The following is a 17,225-nucleotide window of genomic DNA, read 5'->3' as shown; positions in this document are numbered from 1 at the left end:
CGGAACCCCCGGAAGACCCGGAAGCTCGCCACCGGGAAGACCCGGCAGCGACGGAAGACCCGGGATCAGACCACCGATCAGATCGGTGACATCGCCCAGACCCGGCAGACCCGGAAGCCCGGGCAGGGGCGGAACCCCCGGAAGACCCGGAAGCTCGCCACCGGGAAGACCCGGCAGCGACGGAAGACCCGGGATCAGACCACCGATCAGATCGGTGACATCGCCCAGACCCGGCAGACCCGGAAGCCCGGGCAGGGACGGAACCCCCGGAAGACCCGGGACCAGACCACCGATCAGATCGGTGACGTCACCCAGACCCGGCAGAGACGGAACACCCGGGAGACCCGGGACCTCGCCGCCCGGAAGCCCGCCGACCAGGTCACCGACCGTGTCGACGACTTCACCAGCGGGACCACCCACCACCGGCAGCTGACCCGCAGTGTCACCGACAGAGTCGACGACATCACCGATCACACCGAGACCCGGGAGACCCGGCAGGCCGGGCAGGGACGGCACTCCCGGGAGACCCGGGAGCTCGCCACCGGGAAGACCCGGCAGCGACGGAAGACCCGGAATCAGACCACCGACGATGTCAGTGACATCACCCAGACCCGGCAGGGACGGAACACCCGGAAGCGAAGGAACACCCGGGAGACCCGGAACCTCGCCACCCGGAAGCCCGCCGACCACGTCGCCGACCGCGTCCACGACATCGCCGACCGCGTCGCACGCGCAATCGGTGATGTCACCGACCACGCCGCCGACATCGGGAAGGCCCGGCAGACCCGGCGTACCGGGCAGACCCGGCAGCTCCGGGAGCACCGAACCCAGCAGTCCGTCCAGATCGATGATCGGCCCGTTCGGCTCACCCGGCAGCACCGGGAGACCACCGCCGACGATCGTGCCGACCGAGTCGACCGCGTCGCCGAGCGAACCGCCGACCTCCGGCACACCGGGGATCGAAGGAACGACGGGAACGCTGCCGATGACACCGTCGATGAGGTCGCCTGCGCCCGGCACCGCCGGGTCGCCGGGCTCGCCGCCGACGATGTCGCCGATCACGCCACCCAGCTCCGGAGTGCCGGGCAGCGCCGGCAGACCGGGGATGACACCGATGATCCCGCCCGCGGCGTCGCCGAGGTCAGGAACCGGAAGGGACGGAACACCCGGAAGACCCGGGTTCACCGCACCGGGCGTACCCGGCTCGATGACGACGGTCGAGCCATCCGACTCGGCGCCCACCGGAGCGACCGCGTTGCCGGAGACCGTGACCGGGGTCGTGATCCCGACGACCGGCTGCCAGCCGGAGCCGACGCCGATGCCCTCGTTGTCGAGGTCGCCGAAGCCGTCCGACCCGCGCACCGTGACCGACGAGTCGTCGGACTCGGCGCCGCCTGCGATCGTCGCGGCGTTGCCCGCGGCGGTGATCGGAGCGACCACGCCGCCCACGACCTGCCACCCCGAAGCCACCCCGACGCCGGAGTTGTCGGCGTCACCGGAGACGATCGAGCCGCCCTCGGTGATCACGTCGACGTCCGAGTCGTCCGACTCCGCACCGCCGACGATCGACGCCGCGTTGCCCGAGCCCGTCACGGGGACGACCAGGTCACCCACGACCTGCCACCCGGTGCCGAAGCCGACGCCGGAGTTGTCGGCCTGACCGTTCCCGCCGATCACGCCCGCGTTGTCGACGACTGTGACGTCGGAATCGACAGCATCCGCGTCACCGACGAGCGAACCGGCGTTGCCCGAGAACGTCACCGGCGCGGTCACGTCGCCGGCGACCTGCCAGCCCGAGTCCTTGCCGATGCCGATGTTCGAGATCTGCCCGTTGCCGTCGACCACACCGGCGTTGTCGGTCACCGACACGTCCGTGCCGGCGGTCCGAGCGTCACCCACGCCCGAGATCGCGTTGCCGGATGCCGTCACCGGCGTCGTCCAGTCGGTCACGACCTGCCAACCGGAGTTGAGGCCGATTCCGGTGTTGGAGACGTCGCCGTTGTCATCGACGGTGGCCGCGTTGTCGGTCACCGACACCTCGGACGAGTCGGCGACAGCTTCGCCGGTGCCCGAGACTGCATTGCCAGAGAACGTCCACGGCATCGTCACGTCACCGAGCACCTGCCAGCCGGAGCCGACACCGTACCCGGAGTTCGAGACCCCGCCGTTGCCGTCGGCGACGCCTGCATTGTCGACCACCGAGACGTCCGAACCCGTGGTGACAGCGTCACACGTGCCCGAGATCGCGTTGCCCGACACCGTCACCGGGGCGGTGACGTCGGCAGGGATCTGCCAGCCCGAGGCGACACCGTAGCCGGCGTTGCCGACCTCGCCGCCACCGTTCGCGACACCGGCTCTGTCGACCACCGAGACATCGGAGTCCGACGTGACCGCGTCTCCCGATCCGGAGATCGCGTTGCCGGATGCCGTCACCGGAGCGGTCACGTCTGCAGGAATCTGCCAGCCGACCCCCCAGCCGATGCCGCCATTCGTCACATCGCCGCCGCCGTTCGCGACACCGGCCTGATCGACCACGTCGACGTCGGAGCCCGTGGTGACTGCCTCACCCGTGCCCGAGAACGCGTTGCCCGAGAACGTCACCGGGGCGGTGACGTCAGCGGGGATCTGCCAGCCCGAGTCCTTGCCGATGCCGGAGCCTGTGACCTCTCCCCCGGAGTTCGAGACCCCGGACTGATCGACCACCGTCACCGACGATCCGTCAGACGTGGCGTCACCGAACACGGAGCCGGCGTTGCCGGATGCCGTGAGGGGCGTCGTCACATCAGCAGGGATCTGCCACCCGGAGTTGAGTCCGGTCCCGGAGTTCGAGACCTCGCCCCCGCCACTGGTGGTGCCGGCGTCATTCGCCACCGAGACCGTGGAGTCCTGGGACTCCGCATCGCCGAACACGCTGAACGCGTTGCCGGATGCCGTCACCGGCGCCAGCACGTCGACCGGAGCCTGCAGGCCCGATCCGACGCCGACTCCGGAGTTCGACGCACCACCGTCGCCCGCCCCGCCGGCGTTCGCCGTCGAGACAGAGGAACCGTCGGTTGTCGCGTCTCCGAAGACCGAGACCGCGTTGCCCGAGACCGTCACCGGAGCTGCGACATCGACGACGCCCTGGACCCCCGAGAGGACCCCCACGGCATCCGTCGTTCCCGCTGCATCCGTCGTCGCCGGAGTGCTGCTCACCGACGAATCCGTCGATGAGGCGTCACCCAGCACACTGACCGCGTTGCCCGCCGCCGTCACCGGAGCGGACACCGACGCCACCGCCTGCTGACCGGAGAGAACGCCTGTGACGGCGTTCAGGTCGATCGATGCGGATGGCGCAGTCACCGGCGCGGGCTCGTCCTGAGTGGACTCACCCGTCGCCGACACCGCCTGGCCCGAGAGCGTGAGCGGCAGTTCGACGTTGACGATGGCCGAGGCGTCTTCCCCGGCCGGAGTCTCGGAGGCGTTGGCGATACCCGTACCCGCGGCCCAGAAGCCGCCCACGAGGCCTGCGAGAAGCAGGCTTCGGGATACATATCTGTTCATGCCAAACCTTTCTGAGTAGGAGGAACATGCGGTCCGCACAGGACCGCCGTCATCGCGCACGGAGCGCGATCGTCGCGCACGCAGCGCGACGCCCCCTCACTCAGTCAGGGGTGGAGTCGGTGTCGAACACCGGCGACGAAGGCAGTTCGTCACTCACGGTGCCGAGCACCAGCGAGGCCGCAGCCCCGTGGCCGTACGCGGAGAGGACCGCGTCGGAGACCGAGGATGCTCCGGCGGAGCCGCCGCCGTTCAGCGCGCCGCCGGGGCCGGAGCCACCAGGCGCGGGCGCAGTCGCAGCGGGAACGCCGGAGCGGCCGGGAGCGGGCGCGACAGGCGCGCCCAGGCCTCCGCCGGGCGCACTCGAGGCGCTGTCGGCGGAGGCGAGTTCGTGACCGGCAGAGCCGGAGAGCGAGACAGCCGCTGTCGCAGCGGGCAGGCTCAGCGCGCTGTCCTCGCCCGCCGCCGGGTTCGCGGCCGAGACCTGGTCGTCGCTCGGCTGCGGCCCGCGCACGATGCCGGTCGTCGTGTCCCCGAGCAGATCGTCGACCGTCGAGTCGACGTCACCGGCGATGGAGTCGATCACGTCACCGGGGGTGGTCGCGCCGAGCAGCTCGTCGACGACCTCTCCGACCACGGGGATCTCAGCGGTTCCGCCGACGACCGTGTCGACGAGGTCGGCGACCGGTGCGACCACCGTGCCGACCTGCACGCTTCCGGCCAGATCAGCGGCTGTTTCCACGACCGCTGTCGTGACGTCGGGAACCGCGGTCATGACCTGCGTGGCCACCTGCGCCACCGTGCTGACCACGGGGGTCGCGGCGGGTGCCACGGGGGCGACCTGCGACGCCGCGGCGACCGCCGGCTGCACGGCCTGGACCGTCTGCTGGACGGGCGCGGATGCCGTCTGCACGACCGCCGCCGCCGTCTGCGTCACGGTCTGAGTCGTGTTCGTCACGGTCTGAGTCGTCTGCGCGACGGAGCCGACGACGGAGCCGAGGAGCCCCTCCTGCCCGTCGGCGGTGTCGGCCGAGGCGCTCGAGCCGCCCGTGAAGAGGGTGAGGAGCAGCCAGCCGATGCCGACGGCGAGACCGAGGAGACCGAGTCGCGCGCCAGGGAACGTCGCATTCCTGCGTCGCTCGACCTGTGCAGCCGACATCGTTCACCCCCCGCGATCGATACGGGGGGACTCCAGCAGGTGACCCCCCAGTCCTAACTCGGAACATACACCCGGTTCCACATGTTTGTCACCACCGATATTCCGTTGTGACGAAAATCGAAGCCGCGACGGTATACCCCGGCGCTCGGCTCTGCCATGTGAGAAGTCGGAGTCGCACTCGGACACGCCGCGCCGCGAGCGGCGTCGTCGGCGCGTCACGACCAGGCTCCGACTTCTCGCCCACCCGCCCGCAAGCCCCCTCCGCCGACGGTCGGGTACCGGGAAAGCCGAACGCCCCCTGTCCCGGAGGACAGGGGGCGTTCGAGCGGGTGTCGTGCCTTACTTGGCGGCGACGACCTGCAGCGTGATGACAGCGGTCACGTCGTCGTGCAGACGGACGGTGGCCTCGTGCTCACCGGTCGACTTGATCGCCGACGTGATGTGCACCTTGCGCTTGTCGATGGTGCCGAGACCGGCGGCCGCGACGGCCTCCGCGACATCGGCGGTCTTGACCGAACCGAAGAGGCGACCCTCGGCGCCCGCCTTGACGGCGAGACGGACCTTGGTGCCCTCGATCGTGTTCTTCAGGGCCACGGCCTCGTCGCGGTCGTGGATCGCGCGAGCCTGACGAGCAGCCTGGATCGAAGCGACCTGCTTTTCGCCACCGCGGGTCCACGCCGTAGCGAAGCCCTGGGGGATGAGGTAGTTGCGGGCGTACCCGTTCTTGACCTCGACCACGTCACCGGCGCTTCCGAGCCCGGCGACCTCGTTCGTGAGAATCAGCTTTGCCATGTCGGTACCCCTCAGCGGCCGGCGCCGGCGTAGGGCAGGAGAGCCATCTCGCGAGCGTTCTTGATCGCACGGGCGATCAGACGCTGCTCCTGCACGGAGACACCGGTGATACGACGGGCACGGATCTTTCCGCGCTCCGAGATGAACTTGCGAAGGGTCGCGACATCCTTGTAGTCGATGACGCCAACGCGGATGGACTTCGCGGGGGCGGCGTTCTTCGCGCCCTTCCGCGGCTTGCGGCGATCGCCGCTCGACTTTCCAGCCATTGTGTTTCCTTAGTTATGAGACGGATGCCGGAGCATCCCGAGATCCTTGATCAGAAGGGGGTGTCGTCGCCGAAGCTGCCCGGAGTGCTCCAGGCATCGGCGCTGGTCGAAGAACCGGGCGTGGACCACGGCTCCTCGGACACCTGCTGCTGCGGGCGCGACTGTCCGCCGCCGCCCTGGAAGTTGCCACCGCTCGAAGCTGCACGGGTGACCTGCGCGGTCGCGTAGCGGAGCGAGGGGCCGATCTCATCGACCTCCAGCTCGATCGCGGTGCGCTGGTTGCCCTCGCGGTCCTGGTAGGAGCGCTGACGCAGGCGGCCGGTCGCGATGACCCGCATGCCCTTGGTCAGCGAACCCGCCACGTGCTCGGCGAACTCACGCCACACGGACGCGCGGAGGAACAGTGCTTCGCCGTCCTTCCACTCGTTCGCGGCGCGGTCGAAGTTCCGAGGCGTCGACGCGATGGTGAAGTTCGCCACCGGCAGTCCGTTCTGCGTGTAGCGCAGCTCGGGGTCGGCCGTGAGGTTGCCCACCACGGTGATGACTGTTTCGCCGGCCATGAGACTTACGCCTTCGCAGCCTTGGGCTTGCGAGCTGCCTTCTCCTCGGCGCGCTTGGCCTCGGCGGCGACCTGGGCGATCGCTTCCTCGGCACGCAGCACCTTGGTGCGCATGATCGACTCGTTCAGCTTGAGCTGACGGTCGAGCTCCTGCGTGGCCTCGCTGGTAGCGGTGAAGTTGACGACGGCGTAGATGCCCTCGTTCTTCTTCTGGATCTCGTAAGCGAGACGGCGCTTGCCCCAGATGTCGACCTTGTCGATCGAGCCACCATCGTTGGTGATGACCTTCAGGAACTTGTCGAGCGTGGGGGCGACCGTGCGCTCATCGATCTCGGGGGTCAGAATGACCATGAGTTCGTACTGGTGCGTCACTTACCCACCTCCTTCGGACTAGAACGGCTCCCGGGACTTTCCCGGAAGCAGGAGGGTGTGTAGCACGTCATCCGCCCGAGCATCCGATGGACGCCGGAAGGCAGACAACCTCCACAGTCTAGCGGAGAAACCTCCGAGCCGCCTCCCGGGCCCTGCCCTGGAGGTTGACATGCTGGTGTGGTGCCCGGTGACAGCCACCGGGCGCACGACCGAAGGGGGAACGCCATGCGCGTCAACAAGTGGGGAGTCGGCGTCGTTCTCGCCGCTTCCGTCCTGCTCGCCGGATGCTCTGCCGGAGCATCCGAGAAGCCGGCCGATGAGAAGCCGACCACCGCCTCGCAGGAGGAGACCACCACGTCGTCCGACTGCCCCGCGCTCAGCGAGGGTGCCGCCGTCGACGGCGCCGCGCTCGGCGGATGCGTCGCCGATGTGCTCGCGGAGACCGCCGGCTACGCGGCGAAGACCACGGTGATGGGGATCGAGTCGACTGCTCGCTACAACCCGTCGGAGGACGCGATCGAGTCGACCTCCGTCGCCGGGTCGCTGGTGGTCATCGGCGACCAGTTGTGGGTGAAGTCGCCGGTGGGCGACTGGCAGGTGGCGGACCCGAACTCGAGCGACCCGGTCGTCGCCGGTCTCAGCATGGGTGCCGCGGCGGTCGCGCAGACCGACCCGACGACGGTCATGCAGTCCCTGGCCGGCGAGTTCACGGTGACCGGCACGGGTTCGCGCCTCGGCCAGGAGGTGTTCCTCGTCAGCGGCGTCGTCGAGGTGCAGGGCATCTCCGTCGACGTCGTGTACGAGCTCACCGCCGACTACGTGCCGCTCGCCTCGACGAGCACCACGCAGGCGAACGGCATGACGGTCGAGACCGTCATGGAGGTCACCGAGTGGGACGTCCCGCAGGAGATCGTGGCCCCGCTCTGATCGGGAGCCGACGCGGAGGGCCGGGGCGGATGCTCCGGCCCTTCGTGCATCCGGCGCCCGTGCATCCGGGCGCCGGCGCGGCGCGAACTATAGCGAGCGGGATCCCGAAGATTAAGACTTGTATTCCGATATACCGGTGCCCAGAGTAAGAGGTGCGCTCACCTGGGCGCGGTCCCCACGAGAGCATTCCCAGCTCTCAGAAAGAAGGAATGAAAAATGGACGCTGTCCTCGGCCTCATCACCTCGCTCCTCCAGACGATCCTCGGCCTGCTCGGCGGCATCGGCGGCTGAGCTCGCCCACCGGCACACGAAGACCCCCTGCAGCAACGCTGCAGGGGGTCTTCTCGCATCGGCTCAGTCGACGACGGGCGGGATCTCCGACCAGAGGATCCGCTCCTCCGTCGTCGGCGCGACCGGGATCCGGCCGGCGCCGTCGGGCTCGGGGATCGCCGCGAGCAGGGCCTGGGTGTACGGATGCTGCGGCGCCGACCACACGCGCTCGGTCGCCCCCGCCTCCAGCACCCGGCCGGAGTACATCACGAAGGTGCGGTCGGCGATGCGGCGGACGACGGCGAGGTCGTGCGAGATGAAGAGCATCCCCGCGCCGGACTCGGCGACGAGATCGCGCATGAGCGCGGCGACGCTGGTCTGCGTCGAGGCGTCCAGGGCCGAGATCGGCTCGTCGGCGACCAGCAGCGACGGGCGCGCGGCGAGCGCGCGGGCGATCGCGATGCGCTGCTTCTGCCCGCCCGAGAACTGGTGCGGGAACCTCGTGGCGACTGTCGCCGGCAGGCCGACGCGGTGCAGCCACTCCTCCACGCGCGATCCCTCGGCACCGCGGGCACGGGCGGTGGCGATGCCGTCGGCGATCTGGTCGCCCACGCGGCGACGGGGGTTCAGCGATGTGGAAGGATCCTGGAACACCATCTGGATGCCGGTGAGCGCGACGGCGCGGCGGCGGATGCCGAGCGGCGTGACGGGCGCGTCGCGGAAGCGGACGCTGCCCGCGGCGACCTTCTCGATGCCGACGACGGCCCTGGCGAGGCTGGATTTGCCGCTGCCCGACTCCCCCACCAGCGCGACGGTCTCCCCCGGCGCCACCGTCAGGGAGACGCCGTTCACGGCGACGACCGGCGGGTTGCCCGGGTAGCGCACGACGACGTCCTGCGCGTCGAGGACGGCGGTCTCACTCATTCGGCGTCCTCCTCGGCGACGGCATCCGCGTCGGCGTCCGCTCCGGACGCCGCCGGCGGCTCCTCGATCCGCGAGCCGGGCAGGGCGGCGAGCAGCGTGCGGGTGTACTCGTGCTGCGGGGAGAGGAAGAGCGTCCGGCGGTCGGCCCGCTCGACGATCTCCCCGTTCTTCATCACGGCCACCTCGTCGGCGATCGCGCTCATCACCCCGAGGTCGTGCGTGACCAGCAGCACCGCGAGGCTCCGCTCGGTGGCGAGGTCGCGGAGCAGGCGCAGGATGCCGGCCTGCACGGTCACGTCGAGGGCGGTGGTCGGCTCGTCAGCGAGCAGCACCTCAGGGTCGCACGCCAGCGCGCACGCGATCGCGATGCGCTGGCGCTGGCCTCCGGAGAACTGGTGCGGGTAGCGCTTCAGCGCCTCGGCCGGGTTCGGCACCTGCACCGTCTGCAGCAGGTCGATCGCACGGGCCTTCGCGGCCTCGCCGCGGAGGCCCAGGTGCACGCGCATGTGGTCGGTGAGCTGGCGCCCCACGGGCAGCTGCGGATGCAGCGACGAGGACGGATCCTGGAACACCATGGCGATGCGCTTCCCGCGGACGCGGTTGAGCGCGCGCCGGCGCAGGCCGAGGAGCTCCTCCCCCGCGAGCGTGATCGATCCGCCGGTGCGGGCCTGTCGAGGGAGCAGGCCGAGCACGGCCAGGGAGGTGAGCGTCTTGCCCGATCCGGACTCGCCGGCGAGGCCGTGGATGCGACCGGCCTCGAGGTCGAGGGAGATGCCCCGCACCAGCGGGCGCCCGATGTCGATCGTGAGATCGCGGATGCTCAGCGTCTTGCGGGGGCTCGGCACGGCGCTCATGCGGTCACGACCTTCGCGTCGGCGGCATGCTCCGCCTGCTTCTCGTGCGCCATCTCGGCCGTCGGGTCGAGCACGTCGCGCATCGCGTCGCCGAGGAAGTTGAAGGCGAGCACCACGGTGAGGATCGCGAGTCCGGGGAAGACGCCGAGCCACCAGGCGTCGAAGTTCTGGATCGCGGCGGAGATCATCGAGCCCCACTCCGCCGTCGGGGGCTGCGCGCCGAGACCGAGGAAGGAGAGGCCGGAGAGCAGGAGGATCGCGGCGCCGATGTCGAGCGTCGCGAGCACCAGCACCGGACCGGCGATGTTCGGCAGGATGTCGACGAACAGGGTGCGCAGCGGCGAGTGCCCGAGCAGGCGACCGGCGATCACGTAGTTCTGTCCGCGCAGGCCCAGCACGATGCTCCTGGTGACGCGGGAGTACTGCGGCCAGGACACCACGATCGCCGCGATCACCGCGTTGAACAGCGAGGGGCCGAGCGACGCCGTGACCACCATGGCGAGGATGACCGTGGGGAAGGCCATGAACAGGTCGGTGATGCGCATCAGGGTCTCGTCGACCCAGCCGCCGAAGTAGCCGGCGACGGCGCCGATCACGGTGCCGATGACCATCGCGGCGATCACGAGCATGAGCGCCAGCGGCAGGCTCACGGTCGCGCCGGTCATCAGCCGGGAGAAGATGTCGCGGCCGTTGCCGTCGGTGCCGAGCAGCGTGTCCACCCCCGGCGGCTGCAGCCGCGGCAGGACCTGCGCGTTCGGCTCGAACGGCACCCACCACTGCGCGGTGAAGGCGACGATGATCCAGGCGGCGGCGATCAGGGTGCCGATCACGCCGAGCGGCGTGCGCCAGGCGCGCGGCCAGCGGAAGCGGAACCGCCAGGGCCCGGATGCCGAGTCGATGCGGCTCATGCGATCCTCACTCTCGGGTCCAGGACGCCGTAGAGCAGATCGACGACGAAGTTGATGAGGAGGTAGATGAGTCCGACCACGAGGCCGACGCCCATGATTCCGGTGAGGTCGAGGTTCGCCGCGGAGTTGTAGGCGTAGGTGCCCAGGCCCGGCCAGGCGAACACGGACTCGACGAGCACCGTTCCGGAGAGCAGCGATCCGAAGGCGACGCCGACGACGGTGAGGATCGGGAGGGAGGCGCCGCGGAGCACGTAGTCGAGGATCACGCGCATCGCCGGGAGGCCCTTCGCCCGCGCGGCCCGTACGTAGTCGCTGCCGAGGACCTCGAGCACCGAGGTGCGGATGAAGCGGGTGAGCAGGCCGATCGTCACGAGCGACAGCACCAGGATCGGCAGGGCGAGATGCGCGAGGGCGTCGAAGTAGCCGACGCCGTCTCCGTTCAGGAGGTAGTCGATCGTGTACATGCCGGTCACGCGCGGCGGCGGCGTGATCGACGGGGAGATCCGTCCGGAGCCGGGGGCGATGTGCAGCTGCAGGAAGAAGACGTAGAAGCTGACCAGCGCGAGCCAGAACGTCGGCACGCTGAGCCCGACCAGGGTGACCACGCGGATCACCTGGTCGGTCACGAGCCCGCGGCGGTACGCAGCGAGGGTGCCGAGCACGGTGCTCACCGCGAGGCTGACGATGATGGCGCCGATCGCGATCTCGATCGTCGCCGGCACCGCGGTGGCGAGGTCGCTGGTGACCGGACGACCGGTCACCAGCGACGTGCCGAGGTCCCCGCGGAGCAGGTTCCCCATGTAGATGAAGTACTGCACGACGAGCGGCTGGTCGAGTCCGTGCGCCTTGATGAAGGCCTCCCGCGTCGCCGGGTTCTGCGACGCCCCCTCCCCCAGTGCCGCGGAGACCGGGTCTCCCGGCACCAGGTTGGTGAGGGCGAACGTCACGATCGTGACGCCCACGAGCAGGAGCAGCGAGGTGCCGATCCGGCGCAGCAGGTACCCGACCAGCGGCGACCGGCGCCGTTGCGCCTGCCGCTGCACGGCCACTGTCGTCATGAGACCGCGCCTCTCAGCCGGCGGGGTTGATCTCGGCGATGTCCATCTCCCACACCGAGTTGTACACGGCGCCGGTGACGGCATCCGCCGTGGCGATGTTGCGTCCGGGGACGATCAGCGGCACGAACGGGCCCTCTTCCTGCATGGCCTCCGCGAAGGCGGTGAACGCCTCGCTGCGGGTGCCGGCATCCGAAGCGCTGGCGGCGCCGGCCGCGATGCCCGCGATCTCCGGGTTCGCCTCGGCGGTCCAGCCGGCGCGCAGGCCGACCTTCAGGCCGGGGCCGAAGGGCAGGAAGTTCGCCGAGTCGGCGTAGTCGGGGCCCCAGAACCAGAGGCCGAAGCCCTCGGTGCCGTTGACGTAGGCGTCCAGCTCCGTGGCGAACGGCTGCGGTGCGAGCTCGACCGTGATGCCGGCATCCGCCAGCTGCGCCTGGATGCGCTCGGCGAGCGGGGTGAACTCGACGCCGCCGACCGGGTAGTCGTTCGGGAACTGCAGCGTCAGGGTCTGACCCGCGTAGCCCGCCTCGGCGAGCGCGGCCTCGGCCTTGTCGAGGTCCTGCTCGACGCCGCCCTCCAGCGCGCCCTCGAATCCGGGCGGGATGACGCCGGTGGCCTGCACCGCGCCGGCGCCGGCCAGCTCGAGCAGAGCGTCGTAGTCGAGCGCGTAGCGGATCGCCTCGGCGATCTTCACGTTCGCGAGCTCGCCCGCGACCGCCTCGGACTGGTTCAGCAGCAGGAAGATGGTCTGCCCGGACGGGACCGACTCCACCTGGAGGCCGTCGCCGAGGCCGGCGACCTGGTCGCCGTTGAGGTCCATCGCGACCATCGAGTCGCCGCCCTTGAGGTTCGCGAGCTGCGTGGCGCTCTCGGAGACGTTGCGCACGACCACGCGGTCGTAGCCGGCCTCCTCATCGCCGTTGTACTCCTCGTTCTTGGTCAGCACGACCTGCGAGGTGAGGTCGAGGCTGTCGAGCACGTAGGGCCCGGAGCCCGCCGACGCCCCGTCGAGGTACTTCTGCGCGCTGTCCGCGCCGTCGACGGTGCCGCCGTTCTCGATGACCACATCGGAGTTCACGATGCCGAGCGCGGGGTTGGCGAGGATCGCCGGGAGCTGGAGCAGCGGGGTCTCGGAGGTGATCGAGATCGTCTTCTCGTCGACCTCGCTGACCGTCAGGCCGCCGAGGAGGAAGTTCGGCTTGGCGTCGGTCATGCCCTGGATGCGCTGCAGGGTGAAGACGACGTCCTTGGCCTCGATCGGCGAGCCGTCGGAGAAGACGCGGTCGCCCTCGAGCGTGAAGGTGAACTCGGTGGCGGCGTCGTTCTGCTCCCAGGAGGCGAGGCCGGGCACCGGGGTGGAGACGTCGGAGCCCTCGAAGTCGACGAGGGTCTCGTAGAGGGCCTTCGCGATCATGTTGCCGGTCGGGTCGTAGGTGTGGCCCGGGTCGCCGGTCTCGATGGAGAAGGCCGTGTCGATGACGAGCGAGTCGCCGCCGTTCGAGCCGCCGCCGTCGTTCGCGGAGTTGCCTCCGGAGCATCCGGCGAGAGCCAGGAGCGCGACCGCTCCCAGGGCGATGAACGATGTGCTGCGGGGCGACACCATGGTGACCTCCAAGGGCGAGGAGTACATTCGGGTAGGTCGACACCGTTGTGGACGACCGGGATCAGATTCCCACGTTATGCGACGATCCGTCTATCAAGAATGCGTAACGCTGACAGGATCTGATGTCAGCCCCCGAGTTCAGGAGCAATATGTCCAGCAGAGACACCGAAGTCCCGAAGCAATCTGGACGAAGTGCCATGCCGCTCGACGATGTGTCGTACAGAATCCTCGACGTGCTGCGCGACAACGGCCGCGTGTCGATCGCGGCCCTCGCCCACAGAGTGGGCATCTCGCGCGCGAACGCCTACACGCGGGTGGAGTCGCTCGTGCACGACGGCGTCATCGCGGGGTTCAGCGCGCGGGTGGATCCGGCCAAGGCAGGGCTGTCCATCGGCGCCCTCGTGTTCGTCACGGTGTTCCCGCAGGCCTGGGCCTCGTTCCGGGAGCGGATCGTCGAGATGCCGGACGTCGAGTGGTGCGCGATCACCACCGGCGAGCACGACGCCATGCTCCTCATCCGCGCCGTCGACGTCAGCGGTGTGCACGAGTTCTCCACCGGCGTGATCGCCCAGCTCCCGGAGGTCCGCACCGTGGTCAGCGTCGTCGTGCTCGACGAGGTGGTCCGCCGGCCGTACCTGCTGCCGTCGGACCTGCCGGAACGCGAGGTCGAGATCCCCCTCGGCATGACGCGATGGACCCCGGCGTCGCCCGGCCGGGACGCCCTGCCTCCGCGCTGAGCTCCGCTGCGGACTCAGCGCGCGGGGATCTCCTCGCACACGCTGAGCTGCGGGGCCCCGTGCATCTCGTAGTGCTCGACGAGGCGGATGAGCCCGTCGTCGGTGAGCTCCAGCTCGCTCTCGCCCTCGCCGATCACGACCGTGCCGTCGGCGACGAGGACGTGCACGAAGGACACCCAGATGGAGTCGCCCGTGCGCGTGCCGACGAAGCGCCCGAACGTGACGGTGTCGCCGTGGTAGTCGCCCCAGATCGCGCCGTCGCGCTCCCAGTACGTGAACTCGCTCGGCGCCTCGGGATCGACCGCCGAGGTCGTCGACGACACCATCCGGAACCGGCGGCCGTCGAGGGAGGGGATGGTTGCTGTGGCGCTCACCCCTCGATTATGGACGATCCCGCAGCCGCCGCCGCTCGCCCTCGAGCTGGGCGAAGATCAGCAGCGTCGTCCACTCGCCCTTGAACCAGGAGCTCTCCACGAGGCGCGCCTCCCGGCGGAAGCCCAGCCGCTCGACCACTCCGGCCGATGCCGTGTTCCGCTCGTCGACGCGGGCGATGATCCGGTGCAGGCCCCATCCGTCGAAGCCGAGGTCCAGGAGCGCGGCGACCGCCTCCGTGGCGTAGCCGCGGCCGGAGAAGGCCGGATCGAGGATGTAGCCGACCTCGCCCTCGCGGTCGTTCTCGCTGCGCCACATCAGCACGACGTCGCCGACCAGGCGGCCCGTCTCCCGCTCCTCGATGCCGAGGCAGATGCCGTCTCCCTCCTTCTCGAAGCGGGTGCCCGCCCAGCGGGTCGCGATCCGCTCCTCGATCTCGGCCAGGGTGAGCGGCCCGTAGGGCACGTACCGCACCGACTCGGCATCCGACTTGTACCCGAGCATCGGCACGGCGTCCTCGCGCGTGAGCGGACGCAGCAGCAGTCTCTCGGTGCGGAGCGGGTACGCGGGCTCGAACATCGGCTCTCCGTTTCCGCGGCGGCGCGCTGCCGACGCGGCTCCCACCGTAACGCGGGGTACCGTGGGTCGCATGGAGTGGATTGCCGATCCCTCGGCGGGGGCATGGTTGCGAGAGCGGCTCGATGACGAATGGGACTCGATGCACGTCGTGGTTCCACGCGGCTACGCCGCCTACGCGCGGGTCCTGCATCCGGCGGCGGTCCGCTCGCTGCCCGATCGCCCGGTGCCGACGGGCGAGGAGTGGGAGCGGATGCCGGACGGCGAGCGCGAGCGCCTGTTCGGGCTCCTACGCGACGAGCCGGCGACCTGGGCGGAGGCGGCGGCCGCGTTCGGGAGCGTGCGGCATCCGCTCGCCCAGTGGCAGCGGATCGTGCGCACGCCGGAGGGATCCGACTGGCATCAGCGAGTCTCGCCGGACGGACGCGAGTTCACGGCGCCGGAGGAGGGGCGGCTCGCCCCCGAAGCCCTCGCCGTCGTCGCCGGCCACCTGGCGGCGCACACCACCACGCCGGATGCGGGCGCCGCCGCGCTGTGGGAGGGCTGGGGCGACCTGCTGGGGCATCTCGGCCACGAGCCGTCGCGTGCGTTCCTCACGTTCTCCGACGAACCGGCGCACGAAAGGGTCCTCGGGCGCAGCTTCCGAGACTCCTTCAACAACGTCTTCCGCAAGCCCACCTGGCAGGAGGGCATCCTGTCGCGGGAGATCTCCGAGGCGCCCCGCCTGGAGCTCCCCGGCCGAGGGTACGTGCTGTTCTCCGCATCCGCGACGGACTTCGCAGACCCCGGCTGGGTTCTGCGCGCGCCCTGGCGCGACCGTCCTGCCGAGGAGCACGGCTTCCCGCCGAGCGCCCACAGCCCCAGCATCCTCTGGCCCGCCGACCGCGCGTGGGTCATGGTCAGTGAGATCGACTTCGACTCCACGATCGTCGCGGGCTCCCCGGAGCTCATCGCCGCGCTGTGCGCGGACCCGTGCCTGGAGGCGCTGCCGATCTCCGAGGGCGCCGCACTGACCTGGGACTCCGACGAGGCGAACCGATGACCACGCCCGCACCTCAGCTCTCCTTCGACGCCTCCGCGCTCACCGAGCCGGTCGACCCGCGGGCTGTGAGCGCCTTCGCCGCCGAACTCCGCGCGCGGCGCAGGTCGGGCATCTCGGTGGCCGCGATCATCATCCTCGCGTTCGTCATCGTCGCCGGCATGGTGATCGTGCCGACCGTGTTCTCCCTCCTGATCGGCATCGGGCAGTCCGGCCACGCACCCGTGGTCGCCGCGCTGCCGATGCTGTTCATCCTGTTCGTGATCCTCGTCGGCGGCGGGATCGCCTGGGCGGGGTGGCGCTCCGCCCGCGTCACCCGCTATCGCCTGAACCGGTTCGCGCAGGCGAACGGCATGTCCTACGAGGAGCGCATCGCCGACCCTCCCCTGCCCGGGATGATCTTCAGCCTGGGCTCGGGGCGGCTCTCCACCGACCTCCTGCGCGGCACGCAGCCGCGCTTCGTCGAGTTCGGGAACTACCAGTACACGGTGAAGTCGGGGAAGAACTCCACCACCTACCGCTGGGGGTACGTCGCCGTGAAGCTCGACGTGCCGCTGCCGAACATCGTCCTCGATGCGACGGGCAACAACGGCTTCGGCTCCAACCTCCCGGCCGCCTTCGACAAGGAGCAGCGGCTGTCGCTCGAGGGCGACTTCGACCAGCACTTCACCCTCTACTGCCCCGCCGGCTACGAGCGCGATGCGCTCTACCTGTTCACGCCCGACATCATGGCGCGGTTCATCGACAACGCGGCCGAGCTCGACGTGGAGATCGTCGACGACTGGCTGTTCCTCTACACGCGCCGGAAGGTGTCGACGCTGGACCCCGCCACCTGGGCATGGCTGTTCGGCACCGTCGGCGCGCTGATCGCGAAGTTCGACCAGTGGGCGCGCTGGCGCGACGAGCGGCTGCTCGCCGAGAACCCTGGGCTCTCCGCTCCGGCACCCGTGGACGCGGCATCCGCGAACGAGCGGCTCCCGTTCGCTCCCCCTGCCGGCCTGCTCACCCCTCCGCCTGGTGTCGCGCACGAGGGCCGTCGCCTCAAGCGTCGCGTGCAGTGGCTGCCGATCGTGTTCGTGATCCTCATCGCCGCGTTCTGGCTGTGGAGCAGGATGCTCTGAACGGCTCTGGGCCGACGGCGGATATTTGGGGGTGGGTGCCGATTGGGACCAGTCACCCACCCCGTTCCCCCCTCGGGAACAGAAGAAGAACGCTCTCCCTCCGCATGGCGGCGCGGCCGCCCGCGCGTGCGATCAGCTGGGGACTGACATC

At 70.1% G+C, this 17,225-nt stretch carries 17 protein-coding genes; 4 read left to right on the top strand and 13 right to left on the bottom strand.

What is annotated here, in order from left to right; all coding sequences use genetic code 11:
- The 6 genes from G6G98_RS13810 to rpsF all read right to left on the bottom strand — a co-directional run.
- Positions 1–3,543 (bottom strand): beta strand repeat-containing protein (locus G6G98_RS13810; protein ID WP_166706108.1); only part of this gene is annotated, 3,543 nt, incomplete at its 3' end.
- A gap of 100 nt (positions 3,544–3,643) precedes the next feature.
- Positions 3,644–4,699, bottom strand: coding sequence for a hypothetical protein (locus tag G6G98_RS13805; RefSeq protein ID WP_164233970.1), 1,056 nt, complete (start codon positions 4,697–4,699; stop codon positions 3,644–3,646).
- Positions 4,700–5,038: 339 nt separating this feature from the next.
- Complete coding sequence (gene rplI / locus G6G98_RS13800) at positions 5,039–5,491, bottom strand: 50S ribosomal protein L9 (protein ID WP_067357146.1); 453 nt, start codon at positions 5,489–5,491, stop codon at positions 5,039–5,041.
- A gap of 11 nt (positions 5,492–5,502) precedes the next feature.
- Entirely contained in the window at positions 5,503–5,757 is a 255-nt protein-coding gene (rpsR, locus tag G6G98_RS13795; protein ID WP_029146075.1) for a 30S ribosomal protein S18, read from the bottom strand.
- Positions 5,758–5,807: 50 nt separating this feature from the next.
- Entirely contained in the window at positions 5,808–6,317 is a 510-nt protein-coding gene (locus G6G98_RS13790; RefSeq protein ID WP_067357144.1) for a single-stranded DNA-binding protein, read from the bottom strand.
- A 5-nt stretch (positions 6,318–6,322) separates the two neighbouring features.
- Positions 6,323–6,688 carry a 30S ribosomal protein S6 gene (gene rpsF / locus G6G98_RS13785; protein ID WP_067357141.1) on the bottom strand — a complete coding sequence of 122 codons (366 nt, stop codon included), beginning with the start codon at positions 6,686–6,688 and terminating at the stop codon, positions 6,323–6,325.
- Between the two features lie 225 nt (positions 6,689–6,913).
- Between rpsF and G6G98_RS13780 the strand changes: the two genes are divergently transcribed.
- On the top strand, positions 6,914–7,615 hold the full coding sequence (locus G6G98_RS13780; protein ID WP_164233971.1) for a hypothetical protein: 702 nt from the start codon (positions 6,914–6,916) through the stop codon (positions 7,613–7,615).
- 354 nt (positions 7,616–7,969) lie between these two features.
- Here G6G98_RS13780 and G6G98_RS13775 read toward each other — a convergent pair whose 3' ends face one another.
- The 5 genes from G6G98_RS13775 to G6G98_RS13755 are packed head-to-tail and all read right to left on the bottom strand — an operon-like array spanning position 7,970 to position 13,229.
- The gene (locus G6G98_RS13775; RefSeq protein ID WP_067357134.1) at positions 7,970–8,809 is read right to left on the bottom strand and encodes an ABC transporter ATP-binding protein; all 840 of its coding nucleotides are present in this window, start codon (positions 8,807–8,809) and stop codon (positions 7,970–7,972) included.
- Positions 8,806–9,663: an ABC transporter ATP-binding protein gene (locus G6G98_RS13770; RefSeq protein WP_164233972.1), complete on the bottom strand. Its 858-nt coding sequence runs from the start codon at positions 9,661–9,663 to the stop codon at positions 8,806–8,808. The genes G6G98_RS13775 and G6G98_RS13770 overlap by 4 nt, the downstream gene beginning before the upstream one ends.
- Positions 9,660–10,571 (bottom strand): ABC transporter permease, encoded by a 912-nt coding sequence (locus G6G98_RS13765; protein ID WP_164233973.1) that lies wholly within the window; start codon positions 10,569–10,571, stop codon positions 9,660–9,662. Before G6G98_RS13765 ends, G6G98_RS13770 begins: the two co-directional genes overlap by 4 nt.
- The gene (locus tag G6G98_RS13760) at positions 10,568–11,629 is read right to left on the bottom strand and encodes an ABC transporter permease (RefSeq protein WP_164233974.1); all 1,062 of its coding nucleotides are present in this window, start codon (positions 11,627–11,629) and stop codon (positions 10,568–10,570) included. Before G6G98_RS13760 ends, G6G98_RS13765 begins: the two co-directional genes overlap by 4 nt.
- 13 nt (positions 11,630–11,642) lie before the next feature.
- Complete coding sequence (locus G6G98_RS13755) at positions 11,643–13,229, bottom strand: ABC transporter substrate-binding protein (protein ID WP_164233975.1); 1,587 nt, start codon at positions 13,227–13,229, stop codon at positions 11,643–11,645.
- A gap of 197 nt (positions 13,230–13,426) precedes the next feature.
- Between G6G98_RS13755 and G6G98_RS13750 the strand changes: the two genes are divergently transcribed.
- On the top strand, positions 13,427–13,966 hold the full coding sequence (locus G6G98_RS13750) for an Lrp/AsnC family transcriptional regulator (RefSeq protein WP_164233976.1): 540 nt from the start codon (positions 13,427–13,429) through the stop codon (positions 13,964–13,966).
- 14 nt (positions 13,967–13,980) lie between these two features.
- Here the strand turns inward: G6G98_RS13750 and G6G98_RS13745 are convergent, their stop codons facing one another.
- Both G6G98_RS13745 and G6G98_RS13740 read right to left on the bottom strand, forming a co-directional pair.
- A complete protein-coding gene (locus tag G6G98_RS13745; protein ID WP_243842127.1) occupies positions 13,981–14,340 on the bottom strand; it encodes a hypothetical protein in 360 nt (119 codons plus the stop codon).
- Between the two features lie 7 nt (positions 14,341–14,347).
- Positions 14,348–14,917, bottom strand: coding sequence for a GNAT family N-acetyltransferase (locus G6G98_RS13740; protein WP_164233977.1), 570 nt, complete (start codon positions 14,915–14,917; stop codon positions 14,348–14,350).
- Positions 14,918–14,987: 70 nt separating this feature from the next.
- Here G6G98_RS13740 and G6G98_RS13735 point away from each other — a divergent pair, with 70 nt between their 5' ends.
- Together G6G98_RS13735 and G6G98_RS13730 are read left to right on the top strand one after the other, a co-directional pair.
- Entirely contained in the window at positions 14,988–15,956 is a 969-nt protein-coding gene (locus G6G98_RS13735; RefSeq protein ID WP_067357112.1) for a hypothetical protein, read from the top strand.
- Positions 15,953–17,074, top strand: coding sequence for a DUF898 domain-containing protein (locus G6G98_RS13730; RefSeq protein ID WP_164233978.1), 1,122 nt, complete (start codon positions 15,953–15,955; stop codon positions 17,072–17,074). The genes G6G98_RS13735 and G6G98_RS13730 overlap by 4 nt, the downstream gene beginning before the upstream one ends.
- The last annotated feature ends 151 nt before the right edge of the window (positions 17,075–17,225 follow it).

The organism is Microbacterium hydrocarbonoxydans, assembly GCF_011752045.1.
In the GTDB taxonomy this organism is placed as follows: Bacteria; Actinomycetota; Actinomycetes; order Actinomycetales; family Microbacteriaceae; genus Microbacterium.
Note: the sequence above shows the minus strand (reverse complement) of the source record. Positions and strands in the feature narration are given on the sequence as shown.